This window comes from Nostoc sp. NOS(2021) (assembly GCF_017115025.1).
GTDB lineage: Bacteria > Cyanobacteriota > Cyanobacteriia > Cyanobacteriales > Nostocaceae > Nostoc.
In genome coordinates this window covers 8,217-34,194 of the sequence record NZ_JABXKM010000034.1, presented here as the reverse complement: position 1 = coordinate 34,194, position 25,978 = coordinate 8,217, and the positions used below count along the sequence as shown (strand labels likewise).

General features: G+C 40.9%; 16 protein-coding genes. 7 read left to right on the top strand and 9 right to left on the bottom strand.

Features of this window, described 5'->3' with window-relative positions; all coding sequences use genetic code 11:
• Positions 1–129 precede the first annotated feature (129 nt).
• The 5 genes from HWQ41_RS03750 to HWQ41_RS03730 form a co-directional block, all read right to left on the bottom strand.
• Positions 130–3,186: a hypothetical protein gene (locus HWQ41_RS03750; RefSeq protein WP_292760088.1), complete on the bottom strand. Its 3,057-nt coding sequence runs from the start codon at positions 3,184–3,186 to the stop codon at positions 130–132.
• A 30-nt stretch (positions 3,187–3,216) separates the two neighbouring features.
• Complete coding sequence (locus tag HWQ41_RS03745) at positions 3,217–5,964, bottom strand: tubulin-like doman-containing protein (protein WP_292760086.1); 2,748 nt, start codon at positions 5,962–5,964, stop codon at positions 3,217–3,219.
• A 20-nt stretch (positions 5,965–5,984) separates the two neighbouring features.
• Positions 5,985–7,844 carry a vWA domain-containing protein gene (locus tag HWQ41_RS03740; RefSeq protein ID WP_292760084.1) on the bottom strand — a complete coding sequence of 620 codons (1,860 nt, stop codon included), beginning with the start codon at positions 7,842–7,844 and terminating at the stop codon, positions 5,985–5,987.
• A 602-nt stretch (positions 7,845–8,446) separates the two neighbouring features.
• A complete protein-coding gene (locus HWQ41_RS03735) occupies positions 8,447–8,734 on the bottom strand; it encodes a hypothetical protein (RefSeq protein WP_292760082.1) in 288 nt (95 codons plus the stop codon).
• Positions 8,735–8,905: 171 nt separating this feature from the next.
• The gene (locus HWQ41_RS03730; protein ID WP_292760081.1) at positions 8,906–11,830 is read right to left on the bottom strand and encodes a GAF domain-containing protein; all 2,925 of its coding nucleotides are present in this window, start codon (positions 11,828–11,830) and stop codon (positions 8,906–8,908) included.
• A 76-nt stretch (positions 11,831–11,906) separates the two neighbouring features.
• Between HWQ41_RS03730 and HWQ41_RS03725 the strand changes: the two genes are divergently transcribed.
• Positions 11,907–12,311 (top strand): hypothetical protein, encoded by a 405-nt coding sequence (locus HWQ41_RS03725; RefSeq protein ID WP_292760079.1) that lies wholly within the window; start codon positions 11,907–11,909, stop codon positions 12,309–12,311.
• 200 nt (positions 12,312–12,511) lie between these two features.
• On the opposite strand, the gene HWQ41_RS03720 is transcribed toward HWQ41_RS03725, so the two are convergent.
• Positions 12,512–12,937, bottom strand: coding sequence for a GNAT family N-acetyltransferase (locus tag HWQ41_RS03720; RefSeq protein ID WP_292760077.1), 426 nt, complete (start codon positions 12,935–12,937; stop codon positions 12,512–12,514).
• A 109-nt stretch (positions 12,938–13,046) separates the two neighbouring features.
• On the opposite strand from HWQ41_RS03720, the gene HWQ41_RS03715 reads away from it, so the two are divergent.
• On the top strand, positions 13,047–14,210 hold the full coding sequence (locus tag HWQ41_RS03715; protein ID WP_292760075.1) for a quinone-dependent dihydroorotate dehydrogenase: 1,164 nt from the start codon (positions 13,047–13,049) through the stop codon (positions 14,208–14,210).
• A 25-nt stretch (positions 14,211–14,235) separates the two neighbouring features.
• Here the strand turns inward: HWQ41_RS03715 and HWQ41_RS03710 are convergent, their stop codons facing one another.
• On the bottom strand, positions 14,236–14,961 hold the full coding sequence (locus tag HWQ41_RS03710; RefSeq protein ID WP_292760073.1) for a hypothetical protein: 726 nt from the start codon (positions 14,959–14,961) through the stop codon (positions 14,236–14,238).
• Positions 14,962–15,359: 398 nt separating this feature from the next.
• Here HWQ41_RS03710 and HWQ41_RS03705 point away from each other — a divergent pair, with 398 nt between their 5' ends.
• Complete coding sequence (locus HWQ41_RS03705; protein ID WP_292760071.1) at positions 15,360–16,967, top strand: glycosyltransferase family 39 protein; 1,608 nt, start codon at positions 15,360–15,362, stop codon at positions 16,965–16,967.
• Between the two features lie 441 nt (positions 16,968–17,408).
• Here the strand turns inward: HWQ41_RS03705 and HWQ41_RS03700 are convergent, their stop codons facing one another.
• On the bottom strand, positions 17,409–19,781 hold the full coding sequence (locus HWQ41_RS03700; protein WP_292760069.1) for a CHASE2 domain-containing serine/threonine-protein kinase: 2,373 nt from the start codon (positions 19,779–19,781) through the stop codon (positions 17,409–17,411).
• Positions 19,782–20,522: 741 nt separating this feature from the next.
• Here HWQ41_RS03700 and HWQ41_RS03695 point away from each other — a divergent pair.
• From HWQ41_RS03695 to HWQ41_RS03685, 3 genes are all read left to right on the top strand, one after another.
• Positions 20,523–21,044: an NYN domain-containing protein gene (locus HWQ41_RS03695; RefSeq protein WP_196517317.1), complete on the top strand. Its 522-nt coding sequence runs from the start codon at positions 20,523–20,525 to the stop codon at positions 21,042–21,044.
• A 95-nt stretch (positions 21,045–21,139) separates the two neighbouring features.
• Positions 21,140–22,744: a 2-isopropylmalate synthase gene (locus HWQ41_RS03690; RefSeq protein WP_292760065.1), complete on the top strand. Its 1,605-nt coding sequence runs from the start codon at positions 21,140–21,142 to the stop codon at positions 22,742–22,744.
• Between the two features lie 187 nt (positions 22,745–22,931).
• Positions 22,932–23,612 (top strand): ester cyclase, encoded by a 681-nt coding sequence (locus HWQ41_RS03685; protein ID WP_292760063.1) that lies wholly within the window; start codon positions 22,932–22,934, stop codon positions 23,610–23,612.
• 112 nt (positions 23,613–23,724) lie between these two features.
• Here HWQ41_RS03685 and HWQ41_RS03680 read toward each other — a convergent pair whose 3' ends face one another.
• Positions 23,725–24,162, bottom strand: a complete 438-nt coding sequence (locus HWQ41_RS03680; RefSeq protein WP_292760061.1) for a GNAT family N-acetyltransferase — start codon at positions 24,160–24,162, stop codon at positions 23,725–23,727.
• A gap of 163 nt (positions 24,163–24,325) precedes the next feature.
• Here HWQ41_RS03680 and HWQ41_RS03675 point away from each other — a divergent pair, with 163 nt between their 5' ends.
• On the top strand, positions 24,326–25,768 hold the full coding sequence (locus tag HWQ41_RS03675) for an ATP-dependent DNA helicase RecQ (protein ID WP_292760060.1): 1,443 nt from the start codon (positions 24,326–24,328) through the stop codon (positions 25,766–25,768).
• Positions 25,769–25,978 lie beyond the last annotated feature (210 nt).

Here is a 25,978-nt window from a genome sequence, read left to right as displayed (position 1 = left end):
TTCCTTTGCGTTCTTCTCTACGAGACGCTACGCGAATGCGTCCTTTGCGGTTCGTTAAAAAAATTAACTTTGGTAAAGAGTTAAGTCTTAAATGAACCGTATTTTACCATAAATAGGGCGATTTAACGCCTAATTCAGAGGGTTATACTCTGAGAGCAGATGATCTAAAAGCTTACCTTCGTGATGATTTAAATATGAAGCAGATGTTCCTAATTCCTGTAATTTATGGTAAATAAAATCACGTTCAAATGTTTCAATACGTTCATCTAAGTTTCCATAGAGTTCCTGAAAAGTGAACTCAGTTGCTAAAGCTAAGGCAATTTGTTCTCGATCTTTACCAAGTGACCGACCGTTGAATTGATAATCACCTTGAGAATGCTGGGATAGTAGCCCAAGAGCGATCGCTAAAAGCAAAGTTTGATAAGCTAGTTTTAATTCCCGACTAGAGCCAATTTCCTCTGGGATTAAATCGGGAATATTTTCATCTTCGTCGATCTGTTCACTCTGAGTTCGTTCATAGCAGTCTTGATAAAACTCAATTTGACTGAGAAAATAAGCCGGAAAGCCCAATGAACGGGTCAAAACACACAATCTCTGCTCATCTTCAGCTACCAAGGCGGTTAAAGTGCGACTAAAGCGACTGTAAAGCGCAAAAATTTCTTCTTTATCTTTTGCCCCCACCCAGAGGGTAGTTTCCCGTTGAGAAGTTGGGTTTAAATTAGTGTCAATATCCTGAATTCGCAGCAACAAGTTAGCGCTATTATAAAGTTGATTCAAACGCAAATTTGCAGTGTTTGCGGCAATTAAATCTGGTTTTTTTAATACTTCCCCAATAGACAAATTGCTCAATTGTTCAAACTGCTGGTGAACAAAGGGGATAAGTTGCTTCTGAAATTCTTCAGCAGAAATTTTCCACGACTGAGAGCGGCTAATTCGTTCCTGAGTGAATGTCTCAGTTGTTAGTGTGGTCAGGAAACTTTGGTAATAAGCATCAATATCTGCATTGGTGAGAACTGTGAGTCTAACTTCTGAGAAGTTCGTCGTAGCTCGATCGCGTTGAGCAACCAAATCATTGTATATCTCAGACAAGTTGCTAAGAGTTTGGCGTAAAGTCTCAGCCCTTTGTTTAACTGTTTTAATCAGATAATTCAATGCCTCGACGCGAAGATTTTGGGCGTATAAATCATACTCCAACTTTAATTGTTCATTATAGTTGCGACGTAATTCTACAATCGTTGATTTTACAGTGCTTTCTAGTCGTTTAATTTGTTTCTGAACCTTTTGAATTCGACCGCGAATATTAGTGCTGTACTTGAGCCAAAGGATACCCAAGTAAGCCAGAATTGTTACTGCAATCCAAAGCAGGTAACTAACTAAGTTAGCCCAAAACTTTTGCAATAATAGCAATAGTGTTGATTGATTGAAAATTCCGATCAGAACCACCAAGCCGAATAAAGCAGTAGCAACCAAAATAGGATAAATGACGAGATATTGAGATCGAAATTGGTTTTCTTCTGTTAACAGTTCATTTAGTTGATCTGTGGCTGTTTCAAGTTGAGTTTCAATGGCAGTTAGGTGATTTTGAGCTACAACGATCACAGCTGCGGCTTGTTCACGAGCGCCAGCGATCGCTATAAAACGAATTTTTCGAGTTTGTTCAATTTCTGCATTCAACTCTTGGCGATAGTCAGCAATTGCCGTTTCTAGCTGTTTCTGAGTTGTTTGTAGCTCTTGCAGTTGTTCTTCAGAATTTCTTTCAGCTAAAATATCTTGTAATTGTTGCTGCCGCGATTTTAAGGACAGAATTTGGTTGAGCAGCTTTTGGGTAATTTCTTGGTTAATTGTTACCTGCAATCTTGAGTCGAGAAATGCTTCAGCCACACGCAGTTCTGTAACCAGATTCTGCGATTGATCGCCAATGGCATCCGTTTGCAGTTCCAAATACAAAAAGGTCAATATGTTTAATAGCCTAGCTACTTCATGCAAACCTCTAGGTGTAGCATCAGCATAATTATTAATGGTGCGGTCTAAGAAGGCGGTTAATGTTATCTGTAATTGTTTACAACAATTTTCCAGGGTGCGCTTATAGGAAAGTAGCTCTTTATTTTCAAATTGCCGAAAAGCACGCTGCAATTCCATTCCATATTCTTGAGCCTGCCCTGTATGCATCTCAAGGCGCGGATTAAAATCTTGCCAAACTGGTTTGCCATTGTCTCGTTCTAATCCGAGAAAAGCATTGCTGAAATCTTCGCTGAGTACAAATCCTTTGGCATCTAAGAGACATTTGCGAATTGCTTCTGGAGTGAATTCTGGCTTCGGTAAAAACTGCTCCATCAAAATATCGGCAGCTAAGGCGGAACTCAAACGGTTAATTGTTGTTTCCCCTGCAAAAAATAGCTCTCCATAGCCAAATGCACTATAGGCGGGTATTTTCCCCCGGACTTTTTGTGTGCCAATTAATAAGCCGTTGGTTTCCGGTTCCACGGTGAGAAAACCTGCCAAAGCATCAGCATAGCTGGGCAAATTATCCTTCAGTCCCCCAATTTGCTCATCCATCAGCCAGCAGTTATCAAAAGGTGGTGCTTTTTGAGTACCTGTAATCGCAACTCCAGTAGTCATTTTGTAATCTAACTCTTTCAGAAGCGCGTAAGCAGCACCGTAATCAGTAGTTGTGGCTTGGGTAAATAACCCTGGTAGTAACAATAAAGCTTCTAAGCTGTAAGGAATATGTGTGAAATACTTAGTAAATAGCCAACGAATCAAGCGTACTATTTCAAAAACAACTCCCCTAGTAAATTGATTGCTAACTGACAGCATGAGATATATTCGATGGCTGCTGCTGATTTCCATTCCTTGGCGTTTAGCTGCGATCGCTTCTTTTGATTGATCAGCCGTTTTCAATAATTCGATCAGTGCAGTTTGCAGTTCGCCAGTCGCTTCGGTGAACTGAGTCCGAATTTTGGAGACATAAGCTTGTTTACTATGAGTTTGAGCGAGATCAAAACTTGTGTCAGCAAACTGATCTAACTCACCACTAAAGCCAAAAGTTTGACCATCCCAAGTTAAAGTATAAGTTTGAATTAAACACCTTTGCTCGGCTGGAAATTCTTGCAGTTGCCGTTTAATGGCTGCACAAAAAGCGGCACTGTGAGGATCGAGTGCAAGTAAAATAGTTGGTTTTGGCATGAGGACACTCTTAGAGCGCAAAATACAGGGCTAATTAATCACATCTAAATCTTTCAGGTAAGCTTCAATTTCTTGGATTTCCATTTCTACTTGTTCTTGAATCAGGGCATTAATGTTGCCATCTTTTAAAAGCTGATTCAGGTGCTTAATGTAACTCTTCAGGGTAGATTTGGCCTTTTCTTTGTCTTCGTAAGTAATACGCTCAACTTTGTTAGCAATTTCTTGAACTAGAGGCAAATTACGTTTGAAAGATTGAAATGCTGACTTGCGAGTATCTCCCAAAAGCAAAACTCCGTCATCTGATCTTTTCGCTTGTTCTGTAGAAACAAAATATTTCTTGCTCTGATTTACAATTAATTTATATGGATCGGGTGCCAACGCTAAGGCAAACCAACGCAATGCCCCACCATCATCTTCCTGTGGAATTAAATTGGGTAAGTTTGTCCAATTGCGATGTAAGTGCTTAAAGACTTTATTCGGATCTAGATAAGCTGACTCTAGATCCTTCATTCCGTTGAAGGCAAATAAGGGGACACCGACTTCCACTCGAAACAGCATTACCTTATGGGGTTCGCCCGTCGGTACGAAAGAAGGATTATTATTTCCTCTCGGCAAGCGACTAGAAAGAGGCGGATTGCTAAAAATTGTATTGTTACTCTCTACTCCGTAGTAATAAAATTCTGTGATTAAATGCTGCTGTTGAATGGGAATTTCCGATAGTTCATATTGCCAAAGAGGAACTGCAAGTTTACCAAGTTGTTGCAAATCTTGTCCGGCATCTTCTGGATTACTATCTGCTAAAACTTGCTCAACAGTCATACTGGTAAGAGGATAGTAAGCTTCATCGACAAATTTTAGAATTTCGTTCTTGACATCTTCAGCTTTTTTCTCAGACCAATTTGTTAAACTTTCAGACTGTTCTCGATGCCAACGGATAAAATCTTCGCCAGCAACTTTGGGACGTTTCGATTGCAGATTGATCCGCTGAATGGTGTGAATAAAAGGATTATCGTTACTTCCTTGACGATTGACCTCGTGATAACTCTGTTCTAAATCTCGATAAACTTTATCTAAGTTGCTGTGTAGACGTTGGCATTTTTCCTGGATTTCTTCTACCTTAGCCCGCAACACACCATACAGTTCAGCCGCTTTATCACACCGCTTCCAATGTAAATAAGTTTTCCACTTTTGGTCAGCCCGTTCTTTGTACCTCTGGCAAGCTGCTTGAATAGTATTTTTATTTTTAAAAAAAGTTTCTGAAGCTTCTTTAAGCTTTTGCTCATGGGTTTCTAATTTCAAAGCATTGAAGTTTGATTTCGCTTCTTGGGATTTGCCCTGTACACTCTGCTGCAATTCATCCAATTTTTGAGAAAGTCTGGTTAAAAATTGCAAGACATAAGCTAGTCCATTGGGACGGTTAAGACTCCGCTCCCAGAAAGTTGCGATCGCAGCAGTTGTAGTCTGCTGTAAGCGATAAAAACTCAATCCCAATTCTTGAGCCGTTCGTTGTTCAAATTGATCTAACTGCCGTTTGTAAAGTTCTTTGATCGTCGGCAAAGCTGTGTGATCGTAACGCATTTCGCCAATTCGGAATTCGGGTTTGATTTGTCCGCCGCGATCGCTTTCAGTTAACGCATTCAGGACAGTAGTCACTTCTGCTAAGTTGCAATCTTCTAAAAATCGGGTGATTTCATTTTCTAAATCGATTATTGGGGTAGATGCCATTAACTCATTCTTTAACAAGTTTTGAGCGTCTTCTAATTTCATCCGCTCATATTGTTGTACTGGCAGAGTCAGGGTAGCAAAGCCAAAACTACAGTAATTTATATTGCGTCCGCGAATTTTTTCACCAGTTGCCAGATAAGCCCGAATGTTATCAGCAACGTTAGCAGCGTCTAGACCGATTTGAGAACCAATCTGAATGTACAAACCATCTGCAACTAAATTTTGCAAATCATCTGGACGACCGACTACAGTTCCATTTTTGTTAACGCCGTCAATTAAAAATACCGCATCAAATGGAGGGCGATCGGCTTTGACTTTTCTGATCCCATAATCAATCTCAATGCTATTAGACGGTGACAATCCCCAAAAGTGTTCGATTTCCTTGAGAGCGCCATAAGCATTAGATTTCACCAAATGAGTTTGGGGAATATTGGCAAACACTCTCGGTAAAACAAATACCCCCGTAATATTAGAAAAATTATTAAGACGTTCTCGTGTTAAAAATGCCACATCTAAGAATGTACCACTGCCCGTCCCACCAGCCAAACTGCCAACAATAAAAACTTCAACACCATCGCGGCTGGAAACTTGAAAGTTATCTGAAAATGCTTGTTTGTTAGTGCGAATTTCGCGGACAGCATTGATTGCTTGAGCAATTAAAGCGTCAATATCGGCTACTTTAGCAAATAAAGCCAGCCGTCCCCGTGCGCGAATCTGTCCGGCACCACTGATCAGGCTGGCTGCTGAAATGTCCCTAGGCCACCATTCAGCGATGTGGTCATTACGTGTTAGCGGTAGGGGATTTGCTACAGAGATGGCATAAAGTTCATTAGGTTCTAAGATCACCTTGGTGCCATCGGGTGATTTTTCTCGTTCTTGGATGTTTTCCGTAGTATCAATCGAAATAAAACGAATAACTTCTGGTACTGAACCGTAAACATCTATAAATCGCTTTTTGAGTTTGAGTACAACTTCATAACCCGTTCCTCCTAACCCGATAACAACGGTAGGACGAAAAACAACCGTGGGACGCACAACCGTGGGACTTAACATTCATTTTCCTGTGATATTATTCAAGAGTTTGTCTGCCCACTGCTTAACTCAGAGGGTCTTTGGTGTTCAATCCAGTTAAATTGCAGCCTAACGTTGCCAATCTCGATAATGTCCTCGTCGTAGAGTTCATCAGTATTTATATTTTTAGTGTTCACAAAAATTACACCTTTCAAACAATGTAAATCTATATTCTTTTTGCCTGCCCGCCAAACTGTGACTAACTCGGCATCAGAATTGGTCGCAGCTATTACTGGTATTAATTCACTTAAGCACACTTTGTTTTTGTGCTGGTGAGTGAGACTAATCTCTTGGTCTTCCGATGATTGTGGCAGTGGTTCCAGCACTACCAGCGCCCCTTCTAAATACTTACGGTTACGGAAATGTTCGACTAATTCCAAGGGGGTTTTACGTTGAATCAGACAAACTACTATCAGGGCAATTAACAACACCAACAGCCCTAAGAGCGACCAAATGATTATTTTTCGTCCCAGTGGCATCAAAATATACAGATGAACTCCCGCACTGATAGGACTAACAATCGGATTATCTGGGGTTAGGACTAAGGTAAAAGTGCGATCGCCTGCAAAATTGCTATCAGTAACCTGCAACTGCACAGGGATTTTAGTTTCTCCTGGTTCTAAGGATATAGCTGCTGAAGGTTCTGCTATCGAAACGTCTTTGGAATTGCCTTGCAGTTGTAAGCTAGCTGTTCCAGATATATTGGTGTTAACTAGCAAACTTTGGGTTTCAGTGGTTTTACCTGCTTCTATTGAGCCAAAATCTATCTTTGTCGGTTGTATTTGTAGTTTTGACTTAATGGTTATAGGTAGGTCAATTGTAATCGGTGCGTTGACGCCTTGCGGCTTGTCGCCAGACATCGCTTGGTCTGCGATCGTCAACACCAAGCGCAAGCGACTAGCGCCCCCCTTTGCCTCTGCTGGTATCTGCAAACGCACGGGAATGACTGTTGCTTGATTAGCAACTAACTCGATGGTGCGATCGGGTGGAATTAAGCGAATACCACTTTGCTGAGGATCTTCCAGTTGCAAACTTACCTTACCATTGACATTACTAATACCATTAATATTGAGCGGTTCAGTAGTTGTTCCAGGTAATACTGGTTGCAAATTCGCCGTGGGTAAATTCACATCAAGCTTAGGTTGAATTATTGCTGGTCGGATATTTTCAGCCAGCTTGTTAAGTTGAACTCCTCCAGGATCTCGCAATACTTGCCCCTTGCCGCAAAGCGCTGGATTACTAGCAAAGTCATTCAGCTGCTTTTCGTGTTCTTTTAATCCTAAAGACACAAAAAATATATAGGGCTTGCATTGTTGATCAGGTAAAAGTTGGGTATTGCTAGGAATAGAAATAGGATTAGGAATACCACGCACATCTTCTAATCCATCTGTCAAAAAAACTATGCTGACAGTACGACCAAGAGCATCAGCACGTTTGTTTAAAAAGGCAGAATGTTGCAAAGCCTTTTGCACAGCCTTACCTGTATAAGTACGCATACCCTGAGCTTGAAGTGAGCTAATTATTTGCTTGAGTTTTCCTCTATCTGCATTACTATTAATACTGACATCATTGGCATTTAAGGTGACATCTTGATCGAAACTATAAATAGTAACGGTATCGCCTAATCTGGCCGTGTTCACAAATTCAGTAATAGAATTCTTTACTGGTTCAAAAATATTTTTCGTTCCACCGACACCACGCATGGAAGCAGAAGTATCTACTACTAAAATCCAGTCAATTCCACCTTTAGGAGTAGTCTGGGCAGATGCACCACACAAGTTAGGAATTGATATGAGAGCCAAAACAATAATGCTTTGGATTGAACTAAATCTCAACAAATGCTTGAAGTATCTAAAGCTCATTAATAGATTCCTCCAGGCAGATAAATTTTATATTGATCTTCGTAAAGGCGATGGCTTAAGAGTTTTGATTTCATCTTATTACCTAATAAATGCAGATTTAATCCGCTATTCTTATACCAAAATAGATATAAACATTTAATTAACTATCTAAATCTGTAAATACGATAATGCAATTTATAAAAATCAATTTTTGTTTTATTATTCATGCTAAGTCATAAATATCTTGGTGATATTTAGCTAATATATTTTAATATTCAAAAACGAATGATGTTGATCAGTGTTTTATCAAGTTACATATTAACTACTATTTTAAAAAATGTCACGTTTTCTTGTAGATATTCAAGTCAAGATAATTTTATACTTCCGTTTAATTAGCGTTGACAGTCACAAGGATAAATTGTTAACGCTTGTAGTTAATATGATGTGAGTTCGATGACTTAAAAAATGGCAGGAGTTAGAGCAGGCAAGTCTTTTGGATAAATATCAAGTGATGGTTTTTGTAGCAAACGCGTAGGCGTAGCCACAATACGGTTCGGTTAGTGATATTTTGCCCAGGAAGATCCCCCCAACCCCCCTTTTTAAGGCTTGCTCATAACCCTCTTTTACCCACTTTTTAAGGGGGTCGCCGCAGGCGGGGGGATCTTAAGCGAACCGTATTGGGCGTAGCCAGCCGTAAGCATCGCAGAAATAGCAAATGCGATCGCAGAAATAGCAAATGCGATCGCCGATATAGCAAACGCGATCGCCGATATAGCAAACGCGATCGCCAATGTAACAAAGGCGATCGCCAATGTAACAAAGGCGATCGCCAATGTAGCAAAGGCGATCGCCAATGTAGCAAAGGCGATCGCCAATGTAGCAAACGCGTTGGCGAAGCCCGCCGTAGGCATCGCCAATATAACAAACGCGAGTAGTGCGTTTCAACGTACTTTAGCTATTAGCCCGCAATTTATTGCAGGGCGGGAAAGCAACGCTCTCAGCGAGGTTTTAGGGCTGGGTTTAACCCCTCACTTATTCGCCAACAGTCTCATAGAATTCGCCCAATACTTTTCAAACATCCTCTAAGAATCATGACCAACTAACGGCAACAACAAGCGGCTAACTACCCGATTATCTGGTAATTGATAGAAATTCAACTCTCCTCCCAACTCCTGCATAAGATTTTGGCAGATTACCAGATGTAAACCTGGTGGTTGGTCAAGGTTGGAGGGAGCAAGCACATCCTTGGGTGTATTATCATGTAGCTCTGTAAGTAACTGTGGTTCGATCGCACCGTTGTATGTAATCGACAATTCTAGCGATGTCTGATGTTCAGCCCCTACACTTGCAGAAGAATGCTTTGCATCTACGGTTTTAGATGCATCTAAACGGCGACACCAAATATCAATTCTGCCGCCGGTTTGAGAACGGTTACAGGCAGTAACCAATAATTCATGGATAACTAATTCAATTTTGACAATATCACCAGCGATCGCCATTGAAGATTGAGCGTTTGAGGTAGGAACGCCTCTAGCTAATGAAGAATTCTTTGGCGACTCTTGATCCTCAATCGGTTGTCCCAAACCATGTACACCAATCCACAGCTTTTGTTGTTTGACTAAATTTTCGATGCGTTCGAGCGATCGCTTCAGTAAACTGGCTATGGGCATAGTTTCCCAACTGATATGTAGCTGCCAGTGTTCAAGTTTTAGCATTCCACTCATGGAGGTGGCTGTATGATCTAACTGCCGCAGCAATAGCTGGTAGCGCATCTGAGTCAGTTCATTAGCAGGAATGCCCAAATCATGTATTTGTTTCAGGGACAGCGCCGTTATTCTTTGAATTTCCTCTAGGCGACGATGTTTGTACCAGTTGAGTTGTTGTAATTCCTTTGTTGTGGATTCTAGAAGTCGGGTAATTTGCTTTTCACGACGCCACCAGGCTAATAGAGAAATCAGAGTCGCGATCGCACTGAGGCTTTGTTCTGACCAGCGACGCTCTTGATAGTCTACCAACAACACTACACCTGTGGTTTCATAGTCAGTATTGGTACGTAATGCCATCACCAAAATTTGACCTTTATCTGGAGTATTCAACCATTTCCGGGTTTCCGGGGGTAAATTATCCACCCTCAAAGTCAGGTAACTCTCCGTAGCAAGTGCCCATTGAATTAAGGCTTCAGCCTGGATCGGAATAGATGCATCGGAAAAAACTCCAAATTGACTATTGTCAATCACTCCAGGGATAATTTCTGCCCAGCTTTCACCAGGCGACCAGGATAGCAGTACCGCTAGTGGACAGCCCAAAATTGATGCTATTTGTTCGAGTGCTGTACGTTCTAAATGCTTTTTTTCGACCTCGATTTTGCTGTTCTGTGATTGTGTCAGGATGCGTAGGCATTGCTCAAATGCTTGGGAAACTTTTTGCTGCTGGGTGGTGCGCTTATGTAATTGCCACTGACGAACAATGACACCAATCTGTTGACTAACTGCCCACAGCAATTCCTTTTCCAGAGTTGTCCAAGAACGATGGGTTTCGTGAGTGATAACTAAAAGTGGTGCTGGTATATGACCGTGAGTGCATTTACAAATAAGTAGCGATCGCACACCATTTTCTAACAACGAAGGACGCCAGTTAAAAAAGCGTAAATCTTCATCTAAGTTCTCAATTTCCACCGCTTGAGTTGAACGTTGCAAAAGCTGCCCATCTAATTCTTTGAGATTAGGAAGGGTAAATGTCAACGATCGGCGATTATGGGGCTGATTTTGGTAAATAAATTGATAATTATTCTGCTCAGGGTCATACTGCAACAACAAAAATCGCGTCGCACCTAGTCGAGCTAAAACTCTTTTAGCACAGCTGTGTAAAGTTTCCTGAAGGTCATGTTCGCTATAAATACCTTGGGCAACTTGTCCAGTCAGTTGGGCATCGTCTTGAATCTGTTTGATGGTGCTTTCCATGCTTTCGGTAGCTGCAACCAGGGAGATTAAGCCAGCAACACCTTGGACGAAATTTTTATCTGTCTCCGTCCATATCCGAGGTTCATTGCTTTCTACCGCCAGAAAACCTACTAAGTTCTTTTGCCAGATGATTGGAGCTGCCAAGAGCGATCGCACCTTCAGCCGTTGCAGCAATTTTGCCGTAAAATGGCTCTTTAAAGAACTACGTGCATCACCAATCGAGACAATTTGGTTAACTGCCAAAGCATAATAAAAGTCGCTCAAGTCCTGCACCGTCATTCCTGCTGCTTGCTGAGTGCTGGAATTGCGATCGATTTTGACAAGCTGATTGCTCATCCGACACCAAAAGTAGCGCCCTTCCCGCTCAAACCAGTAAACATTTGTCCGGGTGGGGGAGATAAATTTATGAGTTGCTTGCACTGCTGCTTCAAGTCTTTGATTAAGGTTAGTCAGGGTGCGTAAATTTTCTAACAATTCTAATAATGGCTCGTCGGTTCTCTTGGTTTGCTTGTGCTGCAAATCCATCTCTTTTTGATAAAGCACTGCCCCCAGTTCGCCTAAAACCATCATCAAACGTGCTTTTGCTTCCCCTGTGAGTAGGTAGCCCCAGCGTTCTGAACCCAGTAACAACAAACCCAAGCAACGATCTTTATAGCGAATTGGTAAAATAATCGTTCCCTGGATGTGGAATTTTTCGGCAATTTTTCGCCATTCGGCGGCGCGGATTTCGGTTTGCAAATCAGCTACGCCCAAAGGATGCTGTTCAATCACCACTTGCTCTAATAAATCCCCAGGACTGAGAACAACCCTTTGCCGTAAAAAGCTGGTGTCATGATCAGGTGTGATGCCTCCTTTACCGAACAATATGTGATTCAGGCGATCGTAAAGAGCAATCCAAATCAGTTTGTAGTCAAACTGTTCTTTGAGATAAGAAATAGTAATTTCAATCAGAACGTCAACATTATCTTCTTCTCTGAGGCTCTCAAGGACACGTCCCAAGGAGAGGATCTGCTGTTCGGCGGCTATAGGTTTTTGCGGCTGCCCCATCTGATTTATTGGTTAACATAGCTTGTAATATATAAGATGCCCAGAAAAGCATCCTGAGTAATATTGTCAGGGGTGTTTGCTGAAAGTTCTAGGTAACGGATTCGTTGAAGTTAGATTATGGAGTGCTAGGGAAATGGGCGAAACTTCGTCTGATGCTCTAGAGGAGCAGAGACAAGTCTCAGAGGAAAAGCGAGAGTCTGCTGAAGATACCAGGCTTTTAGAAGAGAAGGATCGAGAGTCTGCTGAAGATTTCAGGCTCTCACAAGAGGAGCAGCGACAGCTTGCTGAAGAAATGAGAAGTTCTGCCGAAGAAACCCGGCAGCTGGCTGAAGAAATGAGAACTTCTGCCGAAGAAATGCGGCAGATTGCTGAAGAAGTGCGGCTAACTAAAGAAGAACTCCGACAAGCTAAAGAGGAAGCACGGCAAGCTAAAGAGGAACTCCGACAAGCTAAACAGGAACTCCGACAAGCTAAAGAGTAAGCGCGGCAGTCTACCGAATTCGCATAGTGTTAAGGGGGGTTATGTAAGTAGATGGTTCTAAATAAATATAAGATAGTTTGTCATTGCGAACACTCCACTGCGTTCCGCTTGGAATGACATTTTATATTTAATTTCGCCCAGCTACTTAGCCAGAAGTACCTAACACTAATAAACAGAGCGTTCAATCACATACCAATTGTTTAACTCAGATTAAATAGCTTTTGCATGAAGTATCTTTTATGCCCAAGTGGATAATTTTCTTGAAAAGCAAATACAGTGTAACCTTGAGATTCATAAAATTCCTTAGCTTGAAATTCTAATGTCTCAAGATGAACCCCTACACAGTTTTGCCTTTGACCTTCTTTTTCAGCAGTTTTAAGGATGTTGCTTCCAATCCCTTTGCCGCGTAAGTCTTTTTGAACAACTAAAACTCTGATATAAAGCCAATCGCAACCGATTTCACCCAGAACTCCACCAACAATCAAGCCTGATTCATCTCGTGCAAAAACTGCTATAGATTGCCACTCCGACAACGGAAAAAAATGTTGATTGAACTGGCGAATCATTTGGATCACGGTCATCCGATCCTGCTGAGTTACTTCCTGTTCTACCTGAACTGTAATCATCCTGATTTTGTTTCTGGGCAAGGTTTTGACCAATACTCATTACCCACTCGTACAGAATTCTGGTGTGAATTATGACTGCTGACTTCTGAGTTATTCTTTATAAAAGCTAATGGATATTTATAAATTTGCCATTCGTCCGCTTTTGTTCAATGTGGTAAAAACCGATTCAGAGTGGTTACACCAGCAGACGATTCGCAGTTTTAGTTGGCTATCGCAAACAAGCGATGTCTACGACGGGCTACGCCTACGCCTCCCTGCTAGTTGGGTAAACCAACGCCTAAAGCAGTCCTTATGTCTGTATGATTCACGCCTAGAACAAAATTTGTTTGGGCTAAATTTCCCAAATCCCGTAGGGTTAGCAGCTGGCTTCGATAAGGATGGAGTAGCTGCTGGCATTTGGTCTAACCTGGGTTTTGGCTTTGCAGAATTGGGAACTGTAACTTTTCACGCACAGCCAGGAAATCCGCGTCCCCGTTTGTTTCGCTTGCCGTTGGATAAAGCTGCTCTCAATCGGATGGGCTTTAATAATAGTGGTGCAGCAGCAATGGCGACACGATTAGCACCAGAAAAGCAGGAGTTAACCCAGTCAATACCTATAGGGATAAATTTGGGTAAATCTAAGGTAACTCCCCTAGAAGCCGCCGCACAGGATTATCTCGATAGTTTTCGCTTACTCAAGGATTTGGGAGACTATTTTGTTGTTAATGTCTCTTCCCCCAATACGCCGGGGTTGCGATCGCTCCAAGATGCTTCTATGCTCAGTGCCATCTTAGAATTATTGCAACAAGAAAATACTACACAAAAGCCGATTTTTGTCAAGATAGCGCCAGATTTGTCATGGGAAGCGATCGCTGACATTATAACTCTTGCTAAAACCTACCAACTGGCGGGAATTATCGCCACTAATACCACTATCCGCCGTGATGGACTGAAAACCCAGGTAATTGACCAAACGGGCAAATCACCCCAGGATGAAGCTGGCGGAATTAGTGGTGAACCATTGCGCGATCGCTCCACTGAGGTAATTCGTTTTATTTGGCAGCAAACCCAAGGACAAATCCCGATTATTGGCGTTGGTGGCATCTTTTCTCCTGAAGATGCTTGGGAGAAAATTACTGCTGGTGCTAGCTTGATCCAGGTTTATACAGGCTGGATTTACGAAGGCCCACTGATGGTACGCCAGATTCTAGCAGGTTTGCTTGTCCTACTAGAACAAAGCGGATTAAATTCCATCAACGAAGCTGTGGGTTTAGAATTCAAAAATCAAAAGTAATTAATATTTTTGAATTTTGAATTGTTTAACCTTCTTCTTCCAGTGGGAAAAACTCCTTAGTTTTTTCCAAGTATGACCAGGCAATACCATCAGGATCTTTGCTGCGACTCCACTCAGGAAACTCTGGATCATTTCGCCGTTTATAAACCGTGCTGGAATAGACATTTAGCCGTTTAGCAAGTTCAGATTGGATCAGAGAGCCAAAAACTAACTGTTTTTCCAGCGATCGTTTAGCTTGCTCATGGGTTGGCTGTGGCAGTGATTCGGTTTCTGGTTCTTCCTCCTCTGGGGTTGGTGGTGGTGCTAGGAGCGATCGGGCAGTTTTAGTAACTGGTTGAGCCGGAAGTTCTTTAACAGGCTCACTACTGTCAAGGATATTGCCGAGAATGCTGGCAGTTATAAAGTAATAAGACTGCCCTGCATCTTCAGAATTCAGTACACTAGCACCAAATTCCGAGGCTTTACCATCCAAGTAGCGTTTTGCCGTTGTTCCAGGAAAATTGCCCCTGATTGCCAAGTCCATTGGCGTAAGTCTGCCCTGATTTTCCCGAACCAACTGATGAAAAATTGGGTTAACTCGAACAGTCCATTGTTGCCATTGATATTCCTGCCAAACCTTAAAGCCAATTACCAGCAAAATTACCGCCAGTAAAATTCTCCAAGTAGTAACCAGGAAAATAATCAAAAACGAGATGGGCAAAAGTAGAACGAGAAAAGCCTTACCGTTACCTTCTATCGGTTTTGCACTCATACCGATTTTTGCCAAGTGAATTTTAGGAAATAATATTTTATTATATTGGCAAAAATTTGGGTACTTTTTTGTATCTTTTGACAAAGTTGCGGCAAATTTCCCGGCAAAACCTTTACTCGGTAGGTGTTATACCCTTATCACCCTTTTACTTATCTAACATTGGTGTGCGATGCCTACGGCGGTAAACTACGGGCTAAAGTTTTTTACCAGAGAAAATAAAAGGGTTTTGACGAGAGCGATCGCGTTGGTGTCCCCAACGAAGGTACAATACTTTCGGTCATCAATTACACGTTATGCACATAACGTACTATAGGCTATCTTAAATGGACTTCGGTGTTTGAGACTAATTCAATTTTATTTCAGAAATCAGAGCAGATCGCTATATGAGGATTTTGAATATGAATTGGGAGAAGGCTAGCGATTTTTTCATTTCTAGAGCATATGGAAACAGAAGTTACAATTTTGTAGTTGCACTAGTATTCATAGCCATTTTAATTGCTCACCTCTATCAGTTAGATGCAATACCAACTGGTTTCTTTCTTGATGAATCTGCTATCGGTTACAACGCTGCTCTAATTGCTCAAACCGGAATGGATGAACACGGCATCTACTTACCCACATACTTTAGAAGCTTTAATGATTACAAGGCTCCTGTTTATATATATACTGCTACTTTGATATTTAAGTTGTTTGGAATCTCAGAATTCAACCTCAGATTCACTAGCTTTACTTTTTACATTCTGTCTTTATTTTTTACGCTTATTCTAATTTATAAGATATTTCAAAGGAGCAAAATAGTTTGGCTCTATGCTCTTCTATCCTTTGGATTTCTACCACACTTCTTTACAGTATCTAGGATTGCTTTTGAAGTAATTTCTCAATTAACTGCTACTTCTGCAACTGCACTTCTCGTGTGGATGATATTTCATGAAGACAAAGAAGGGAAGTTAAATTATTTTAAGGTGTTGCTTTGCGGGTTAGCTTTGGGTACTTCTGTATATACATATCCTACTGCTCGTATCTTGTCATTCTTGATGTTGATTTCATTATGGATCATCTACTATGAGCGAAATAACATCAAGAAGCTAATAGGTATCACATCAACATTCCTTTTTTGTTTGATTCCATATATCCTATTTTCAGTTAACAACCCAGATGGCTTAACAGTGAGATTTCGTAAGATATCTTACATTTTTGAATCTATACCCATATTTAAAAAAGTACTCATATTTATTCACAATTATATTATTTATTGGTCGCCAGACTTCTTGATACGAAGCGGAGATACAAATTTACGACATGCAACTGGCTATGGAGGGGTTGTTTTTAGCATAACTTGGTTTCTATTCCTGCTAGGTGTAATAAATATTTTGATTAACAAAAAGCTAATTCTCAATAAATTTAATATCTTCCTTTTAGTTAACTTATTTTTATCACCTGTGGGTGCTGCATTAACTTCGGGAGTTTCTCCTCATGCGTTGAGAAGTTTGTTGATAAGTTATTACATCTTATTGATCTCTTGCTATGGTTTCAAATTTATCCTATCAATTAAAAATTATTATCGAAAGCAAGGTCTAATTACCTGCATACTAATCTTTTTTCTATTTGAAATAATTGGCTATCAGTTCAATTACTTCATATTCTACCCACCTCAAAGTGCCAAAGCTATGGACAGCTTTAACTTTAAAGAGTCTCTCCAAGCTGCTGTAGATCAAAACCCCAAAGAAGTTATCTTCATGAATCAACCTTCGTCGCTAAACTACATACATCTGAAGTTTTATTCATACCTGATTGAGAACCCCAAGCAAATCCCAATTAAACAGGTTGAACACCCTGTCCCTAGCTTAGGTAGTTGTCTACTATATCATCGGGGACATGAGGCAGAAATAGCTCATTTTACAGATCACTTTACTGAACATGAAATCGGTAAGGCTCTAAACCCGATTCAAAGCCTTCTGAAAGCAGAAAAGTACCCAGCAATAATGAAAGTAAGGTGTTATAATTAGCCGCTATAATAAGATCCTGCAAGGCTAATTCATGTCTGGCATAAATGGCATACTTACCACTTTCAATCTTAGTTTGGATGAATTGCTCTATCTCTGGATTTAAGAACACATTCATAGATTTATTTACAAGGGTGTTTTTCCATAACTATTTTAGTCTTAGGTGAGATTGTAACTTAAGATTAGGCTGTTATAGCAGTGGACAGACAGCTTAGGACATTCGCAAATCCTAAGAGAGTGGCTGTCACAGCTATCCATAGCAGACTTGTTCTAACCATTATGGCAGCCGCTATATTTATATGCTTTGGATCAAAAGTGCGATCGCATACCCGCCCACCATAGGCATCGCAAACATCTACCTCTTATAAAATAGACAAGATGCTTTTTTCCCACAAAGTGTAATATAACTTAGCAATAATCGAGCGATCGCTATTCCTTTTATATCTAATAAGGAGTTTCTGAGGACGGTTCTGAGCAAGATTTTGTGGCATTGCCTAAATCGTCTAAAGTATTCATTAATGAGTCATCTTGTGATATGGGATGTCTACTTTCATGATTTACCGAATTGTCCAGAACTTCAAGAGCTTCAATAGCCTCAAGAGCCTCTGATGCAGACTGATATCGCTGTTTGAAGTCATCCAGCACCATTTTACTGAGAATCTTCGCTAGGGCATGGCTCACTTGCGTGCGTAGTTTACCGCCGTAGGCATCGCACCATTTGATCTCCCCATCAGCATCTCTATCTAGCTCACGGGGTGCTATACCAGTCAAGGCTTTAATCCCAACCATGCCGACTGCATAGATATCACTACTGTAGTGTGGACGCCCAAAACATTGCTCACTTGGTGCGTAACCCTGAGTACCAATGCCAATGGTGAAGGGGATTTGCTCTTGACGATCAAGCTGTTTTGTGCTGACTTCTTTGACAGCTCCAAAGTCAATCAGTACCAGTTTACCGTCTGAGTGTCGCCGGATAATATTGCTGGGCTTAATATCCCGATGAATCACGTTGTTTTGATGGACAAATGTTAATGTTTGCAATAAGTCCCTGACAATTTTGATCACTGCAATTTCATCAATTGCTCTACCTGCTGGGAGTTCCTGATTTAAAGGATGACCAATTATCTGTTCTTGCACTAAATAAAATTCTTCATCTTCTTCAAAATACGCCAAAAGTTGAGGGATTTGAGCGTGTATTCCCAATTTTTCTAGTGTTTGCGCTTCTGAGTTAAAAAAACGTCTAGCAATTTGCAATCCTTCTGGTTTGGTGTTGGCTGGTTTTAGTTGCTTGACAACACATCGCGGATTACTAGGACGTTGGGTATCTTCGGCAATGTAGGTTTCGCTGAATCCACCGGAACCGAGAACTTTGACAATTTTGTAGCGTCGAGCCAGGACTTTCCCTGATAAGGCTAAATCTCGTTGCTGGATTAGTCCTTGGAAGTCATCTTGTTGGCTGATAATCTCTTGGACAACGGCGGAAGTTTTATACTTCTGAAAAATGTCTACTAATTGGCGTTTTCTGATGCTTTCTCTCACTAATGAGGTTCCCAGGTAGCAAACTCCGATCATCGCGATCGCGATCGCTGGTACTGTAGTCGGAAAAATTAACTGACCATAGACAAATAACCCATAGCTAATTCCTACCCAAGTACCAGACAGAGCGAGGCTATATAGAAATCTATTGATACTACGCTTGCGTCTGCTAATGATCAAGGCTGTACTGCAAACTAGAATTAGCACAAACAAACCCCGCAATGGTAGGCTGCTAATTCCTGGGGCGATCGCTTTACCTGACATCAAAGTGGCGATCGCATTGGCGTGAATTTCCACGCCCGACATCGGTTTATTGCTCTTGCTAGCAGCAACTGGATAATAATCATTGTTTAACTTATCTGTTGCACCAATCAGCACGATCTTGTTTTTGAACACCTTTCCCTGCTGCAAATAGGTGTTCCAGTTTTCCGGGTCGAGTACATGCCAAAAGGGTATTTGCTCAAATGTACCCGCAGATCCCCAAAAATAAATGCGATCGCCCTTTGGTCGGAGATAATTTACTTGTGCTGCTCTGAGCGCTGCTTCATCAAAAGAGGGTAGCTTCTCGATCAAATTATCTTCAGGTAACAACTGAGAAAACTCACTCGCCAATCGATGAACTTTACCATCCACCTCCACGGGGAAATTAACTGAGCCAATGGACACTAAGCCGGTACGAAACATCTGTTGTGGGTCTATCAGTTGCATGAAAGACCCTTGGTGCGTCTGGGAATTTTCGTAGACGGCTGCTAAAGTAACTTTGCTGCCATATTTTTGCAATACTGCCTGGAGTTGGCGATCGTCAGTAGCTCCATAACTACTTTGCGTGTCAAAAACGACATCTACCGCTACAGAGCGGACACCTGCTTTGATTAACTTTGTGATTACCTGGGCATATGCAGCACGTTGATAAGGATAAGATTTCAGTGTTTCTAGGTAGGCATACTGTTTCGGATCTGTTTTATAGTACTGTTCGGGAACTGATATTGACTGATCGTCTATTGCTAAAATTACGATGTCTTCTGGAGGTACAATCGGCCCACGCAGTTGAAAAAAGTCAGAAAGCGCCTGATTTTCGCTCAATTGAACCAATTCCCCACCAGAAGCACTCAGCAGTGCTGCCCCGATTACCCAAGCACCAGCGAGGAGATGACCTAAGCGAACCATCCACTTGGACTGACGAGCCGATGCTGTCGAAGTTACTTTTGTCGGTTTACTTGACAGTCTATTGGCAGCAGAGACATAGTTTTTAGTTAAGGTAGATGTAGGTTCTTCTGCCATATCGTGTTACTGATTGATTTAAGTCCAACACTTTTATTTATTCAGACCACGTTTTAGTACAAGCACATTCAAATAAGACTTAAATGACAATCTTATACATTTGTAAAGCATCTTCTATTCATCAACAAACTTTTATTGGCAGAGCTAGCCCCCAAGAGATTCCTACTCAAGCACTACCTAACTTATTCTTTTTATGTTGAGTGAGTTACAAAAGAGTGATTGTCCCACAGATCAGAGCCGGATATACTCTGCCTGTGCATTTGGTTGCAGCGAGATTTTACCCTAACCTAACCAACAGGTACGCTCCTAACTGGGTGCTATACCAGAAGCTGTCCCAAGTCCGTCTTCTGTCTCTGGCGCAATATTGGTACTCCCCACAAAGCGTCTCGTGATACTGAAAGCTTTACCTATAGATAGGCATTAACTTATATCCTACCCTAAGCCTATGCTATACCTCTTTAGGAGTAAAATTTAGGGTTATACAGTGATGAATGCTGTTACTCAGTCAATTTTATTGGTAGATTTTGATCACAGGGTAGCTCTTGCAGTGCCGGAGGTGAATAAGGTTTAGCATCCAGTATCTCAACTCCAATGTTGCAGCCGTTTTTATGCCTTGAAAGAGGTAGGATAAAAGCTATAGATGAAGAGCTACTTTATAGATATTAGCAAACTTGTCATTTAATAATTGCTATAATCTATTGTTCCATCTAAATTCATTTATATTATTAGGTGTAAATTTGTATGGGTTCTCCAATGAATCGTCTGTCTATTTTTGTAGACGGAAACAATATGTTCTATGCTCAACAAAAAAATGGCTGGTTTTTTGACCCTCGGCGAGTCTTAGAATACTTCAAACACGAGCAATCAGAAACAACATTAATTAATGCATTCTGGTACACTGGCTTAAAAGACCCACAAGATCAGCGAGGTTTTAGAGATGCTCTAATTAGTCTGGGATATACAGTCAGAACTAAAATTCTTAAAGAATATTATGATGATACGTCTGGTCGTTACTCGCAAAAAGCGAATTTAGATATTGAAATTGTTGTAGATATGTTTAATACCGTAGACCAGTATGACCGAGTAGTATTATTCAGTGGCGATGGAGATTTTGAAAGAGCAATCGAACTATTACGCTCAAAAAATACACATATTACGGTAGTATCAACAGAAGGAATGATCGCTAGAGAGCTACGGAATGCTACTGATAGATATATAGATTTAAATGATATCAGAGAACAAATAGAAAAAACCGAAGGTTAGTAGTCTTAGCAATTATTTACAAAGGTAAGAGTAAAAGAAAAACTAAGGTTGAAGATATATTGAGCCACAAGTAGAAACTAAACAACAAACCGCAAATGACAAACAAAACAGATCGAATCATCATTTTTGATACGACATTGCGAGATGGAGAGCAGTGTCCAGGAGCAACTCTGAATATAGACGAAAAGCTAGTTATTGCCAAGCAACTGGCGCGTCTGGGCGTGGATATAATTGAGGCAGGCTTTGCCTATGCCAGTCCCGGAGATTTTGAAGCAGTCAGCAAGATTGCCAAAATTGTCGGGACAGAAAATGGCCCGGTAATTTGCAGTTTAGCAAGAGCGATTAAAGCAGATATTGAAGCGGCCGCCGAAGCCTTAAAACCAGCAGTTAACGCCAGAATTCACACATTTATTTCCACTTCTGATATTCATTTAGAGTATCAGTTGCGAAAGTCACGGGCAGAAGTGCTAGCGATCGCCCAAGAAATGGTAGCTTATGCCAAGTCCTTCATGACAGATGTAGAATTTTCGCCAATGGATGCGGCCCGTACCGATCCAGAATTTCTTTATCAAGTTTTAGAGGGAGCGATCGCAGCTGGTGCAACAACAGTTAACATTCCCGATACTGTGGGTTACACCACCCCTAGCGAATTTGGAGCCATCATTAAGGGAATTATCGAAAATGTCCCCAATATTGACCAAGCGATTATTTCCGTTCATGGTCATAATGATTTAGGCTTGGCAGTTGCTAACTTTTTAGAAGCCGTCAAAAATGGCGCACGGCAACTAGAATGTACAATCAATGGGATTGGCGAACGTGCCGGAAATGCATCACTAGAAGAATTGGTGATGGCGTTGCATGTCCGACGGCAATATTTTAACCCCTACTTGGGAAGACCAGTAGATTCTCAAGAATCCCTAACAAATATCGACACCCGCCAAATTTACAAAACTTCACGCTTAGTTTCTAATTTGACGGGAATGTTAGTACAAGCAAATAAAGCGATCGTTGGGGCGAATGCTTTTGCCCATGAGTCTGGGATTCACCAAGATGGTGTGTTAAAAAACAGGCTCACCTACGAAATTATGGATGCCAAATTGATTGGCTTGACAGACAATCAAATAGTTTTGGGTAAACATTCCGGGAGAAATGCTTTTCGCACTCGGTTAAAAGAATTGGGCTTTGAACTGTCGGATACTGAATTAAATAAAGCATTCGTCAGATTCAAAGACGTAGCAGATAAAAAGAAAGAAATTTCTGATTGGGATTTGGAAGCGATCGTTAACGATGAAATCCAACAAGCACCCGATTTGTTCCGGGTAGAGTTAGTGCAAGTTTCATGTGGTAGCAACGCCCGTCCCACCGCTACAGTTACCCTGCGTACCCCAAATGGTGAAGAATTAACCGATGCTGCGATCGGTACTGGGCCAGTGGATGCAGTTTACAAAGCCATCAATCGTGTGGTGAATGTGCCCAACGAGTTAATTGAGTTTTCTGTGCAGTCAGTAACAGGTGGTATTGATGCCCTTGGAGAAGTGACGATTCGTTTACGTTATGAATCTAGGGTATTTTCTGGTCATGCGGCGAACACAGATATCATTGTGGCATCCGCGCAAGCTTATGTAAATGCGCTGAATCGGTTGTATTCTGCATTGCAAAGTCAAGAAAAGCAAGAGGAAGTATCTGCACAGAAAGTGTAAAAACAATCGAACCACAGATAAACATTGATGTTTATCTGTGGTTCTTTTTGCTGATATTTTAATTTTGGCAAAAAGTCAAGTCTATTGAGTTCATTATGAATATTGTTTACTTTTTTAGATTTTTAGATTTACCTCATATCCATAAAATTTTATTCTAAGAAATGATCTTTATAGTCAGTTAGCTTGCATGAGTAGCGAAAAAACTCCAGAATTACCGCTCTGGGTACAAGATAGAGATATAGTCATTGCTGATGATGAACAAGTACAGTGGCGAGAAGGAAAACGCCCGGATTATTCTTACACCAATGAATTTCTTCATCAAGAAAGCAAATTTCAGCATCTAGAAGGTTCTTTAGAAGCGATCGCCCAAAACTTAGTCCGAACTTTTGAGATGGAAGCTTCTCATAAATCTAATCCTCAACAGTGGCTTTCGATTGTTACTGATAAGTTTAAAATGAGTAGCAATGGGGGGCAACAATACACTGCTCAGGATGTCGCCCAGCAAGGTACTTATAACCTCTTTCTCGGTGAAAGTGAGCAGTATAGCTCTGAAACAGAAACCTTTGAAACTTCATTTGAACTTTTTCATACAGCCTTTCCTAATGGCTTCCTTTGGGAATTGACAGAAATCCTTTCGGGCCCGCCTAATGTTACCTTTAAGTGGCGACATTGGGGAACATTTAATGGTTCCTATAAAGACTATGCACCTACAGGGGAAACAATAGAAATGGTAGGAGTTAGTATTGCTCGCGTGACTGATGATTTGAAGATTGAGTCTTTAGAGCATTACTTTGATAATAATGCCTTTCTTCAGAAATTAACGGCAGGTGGTTGTCCCTTTCATTCCCAAAATCAGAAGAGTCACTAATTTTTATTTTGCCGTAGTCAAATAGTTTGCTTGATCAGCGCTTTTAGTAAATAACCGGGAGCGCTTATCGAGTGAAACTGGTTTACATAGGCTTTGCCAATTTAGAAATTGCTTATGCTTGATTAGTATTAGAATTTAAACGCATCATGATTTTTTCTGGCTCTGTCAAATTTTTAAAACCATAACGCCGATAAAGTCCATGAGCATCTTTTGTGCCTAACATCCACCTTTGAACTTCTTGCAGTTCTGGATATTCTAAAATATATTCTACAAACCATTTTCCTAAACCCTGTCCTCGATAAGGCTCCAGAATAAAAACATCTTTTAACAACGCAGAAGTTGCATAATCAGTGATGACTCTCGCAAAGCCAACTTGTTGATTACCTTCATAAAGTCCAAAACATAAAGAATTTTTTATTGACTTTTCCACAAGGACTAATGGGATGTTTTCAGCCCAATAGGAAGTTTGTAAAAAATCATGAATCATTTGAATATCTAATTTAGATCTATCGGTGTTGATGTAAAATCTATGTTTTAATTCTTCGTTCATCTGGCTGAATATTCTATTTAATACGTTGGTGCGTAATAATTAATTCTAATTGATTCTTGCAGTCAGTGCGTTGCAACCTAAGATGATGAAATTACTGAACCATTAGCTGGATAAGAGAGGCTATATTCAGTGTTCAAGGATATTGGTACATCTACCATTGATTATGAATCAGCCTACAACAAAATCTTGGCAAGAAGTCCGCGCAGCTTTTCAAAAAATTTGGGGTTATGAAGATTTCCGTCCGCCACAAGGAGAAATTGTCAGCAGTTTATTGGCACAAAAAGATGCACTGATTATTATGCCCACAGGTGGAGGAAAATCGATTTGTTTTCAACTTCCTGCACTCCTACAAACAGGATTAACTTTGGTAGTTTCGCCCTTGGTGGCGTTGATGGAAAATCAAGTACAGGAACTACAACAAAGCCATCAGAAAGCAGCACTTTTACATAGTGAATTGTCTTCATCTCAACGCCGTGCAACTCTGCAAGCTTTAGAACGTCAACAGCTAAGATTACTTTATTTATCGCCAGAAACTTTGCTAAGTGCGCCAGTCTGGGAAAGATTATGTCAGCCGCAATTGCAAATTAATGCCTTAATTTTAGATGAAGCCCATTGTTTAGTGCAGTGGGGTGATAGTTTTCGCCCAGCTTATCGCAGATTAGGGGCGGTGCGTCCTGCATTGCTAAAATCAAAACCACCAGGAACAAAAATCAGCATTGCCGCTTTTACCGCTACTGCTGACCCCTTAGCCCAAAAAATTATTCAAACAGTTTTACAATTACAGCAACCAGAGATTTTCCGTTTGAATCCTTACCGTCCTAACTTGCATCTCAGCATTCGCATCGCTTGGACACCACGAGGGAGGAAACAACAATTATTAAAGTTTATTCAAAATAGACCGCAACAATCGGGATTAATTTATGTTCGCACTAGGCGAGATAGTGAAGATTTAGCTGAATGGTTAGCAGACATGGGTTATGCCACAGCTAGTTATCATGCGGGATTGGGTGCAGCAGAACGCCGTGAAGTAGAAGCAAGTTGGTTAAGTGGTAAAATACCATTTGTGGTTTGTACCTGCGCCTTTGGTATGGGGATAAATAAAAGCAATGTCAGGTGGGTTATTCATTTTCACGCGCCACATTTGTTATCTGAATATGTGCAAGAAATTGGCCGGGCTGGAAGAGATGGGAAACCGGCAGATGCGTTAACCTTAGTGAGTGAACCTACGGGATGGTTAGATCCAGAGGATAAGCAAAGACAGGAGTTTTTTCACGACCAAATGCGATCGCAACAACAAATAGCGCAGCAACTTGTGAAAAAATTACCGAAACAGGGAGAAGTAAATGCAGTAACGCGACAATTTCCTGATGGTGCGATCGCTTTAGCTTTACTCCACAGCAATGGTCAGTTAAACTGGCTTGATCCTTTTCATTACACTATTGGGCAAAAAGCGGCAAATCAGCCACCGACCCAATTACACGCTGCCAAACAAATGCATCAATATCTAACTACAAAGCAGTGTCGTTGGCAGTTTTTGTTAAATGCCTTTGGTTTTGACAAAGAAGCAGCTAACTGGCGTTGCGGACATTGCGACAATTGCCACTAAACTGCTGTCACCCAATATGCTTGGGTTAAGGATTGTTGGTGGAAATTTGATGTGTGTACAGACGTTGTAATGCAACGTCTGTACTTTGCCATAATTGCGTATTCACGAGTATAAAAGACTCATTAATGGAGTTCAAAGACTCATTAATGGAGCTAAAAGACTCATTAATGGAGTTCAAAGACTCATTAATGGAGCTAAAAGACTCATTAA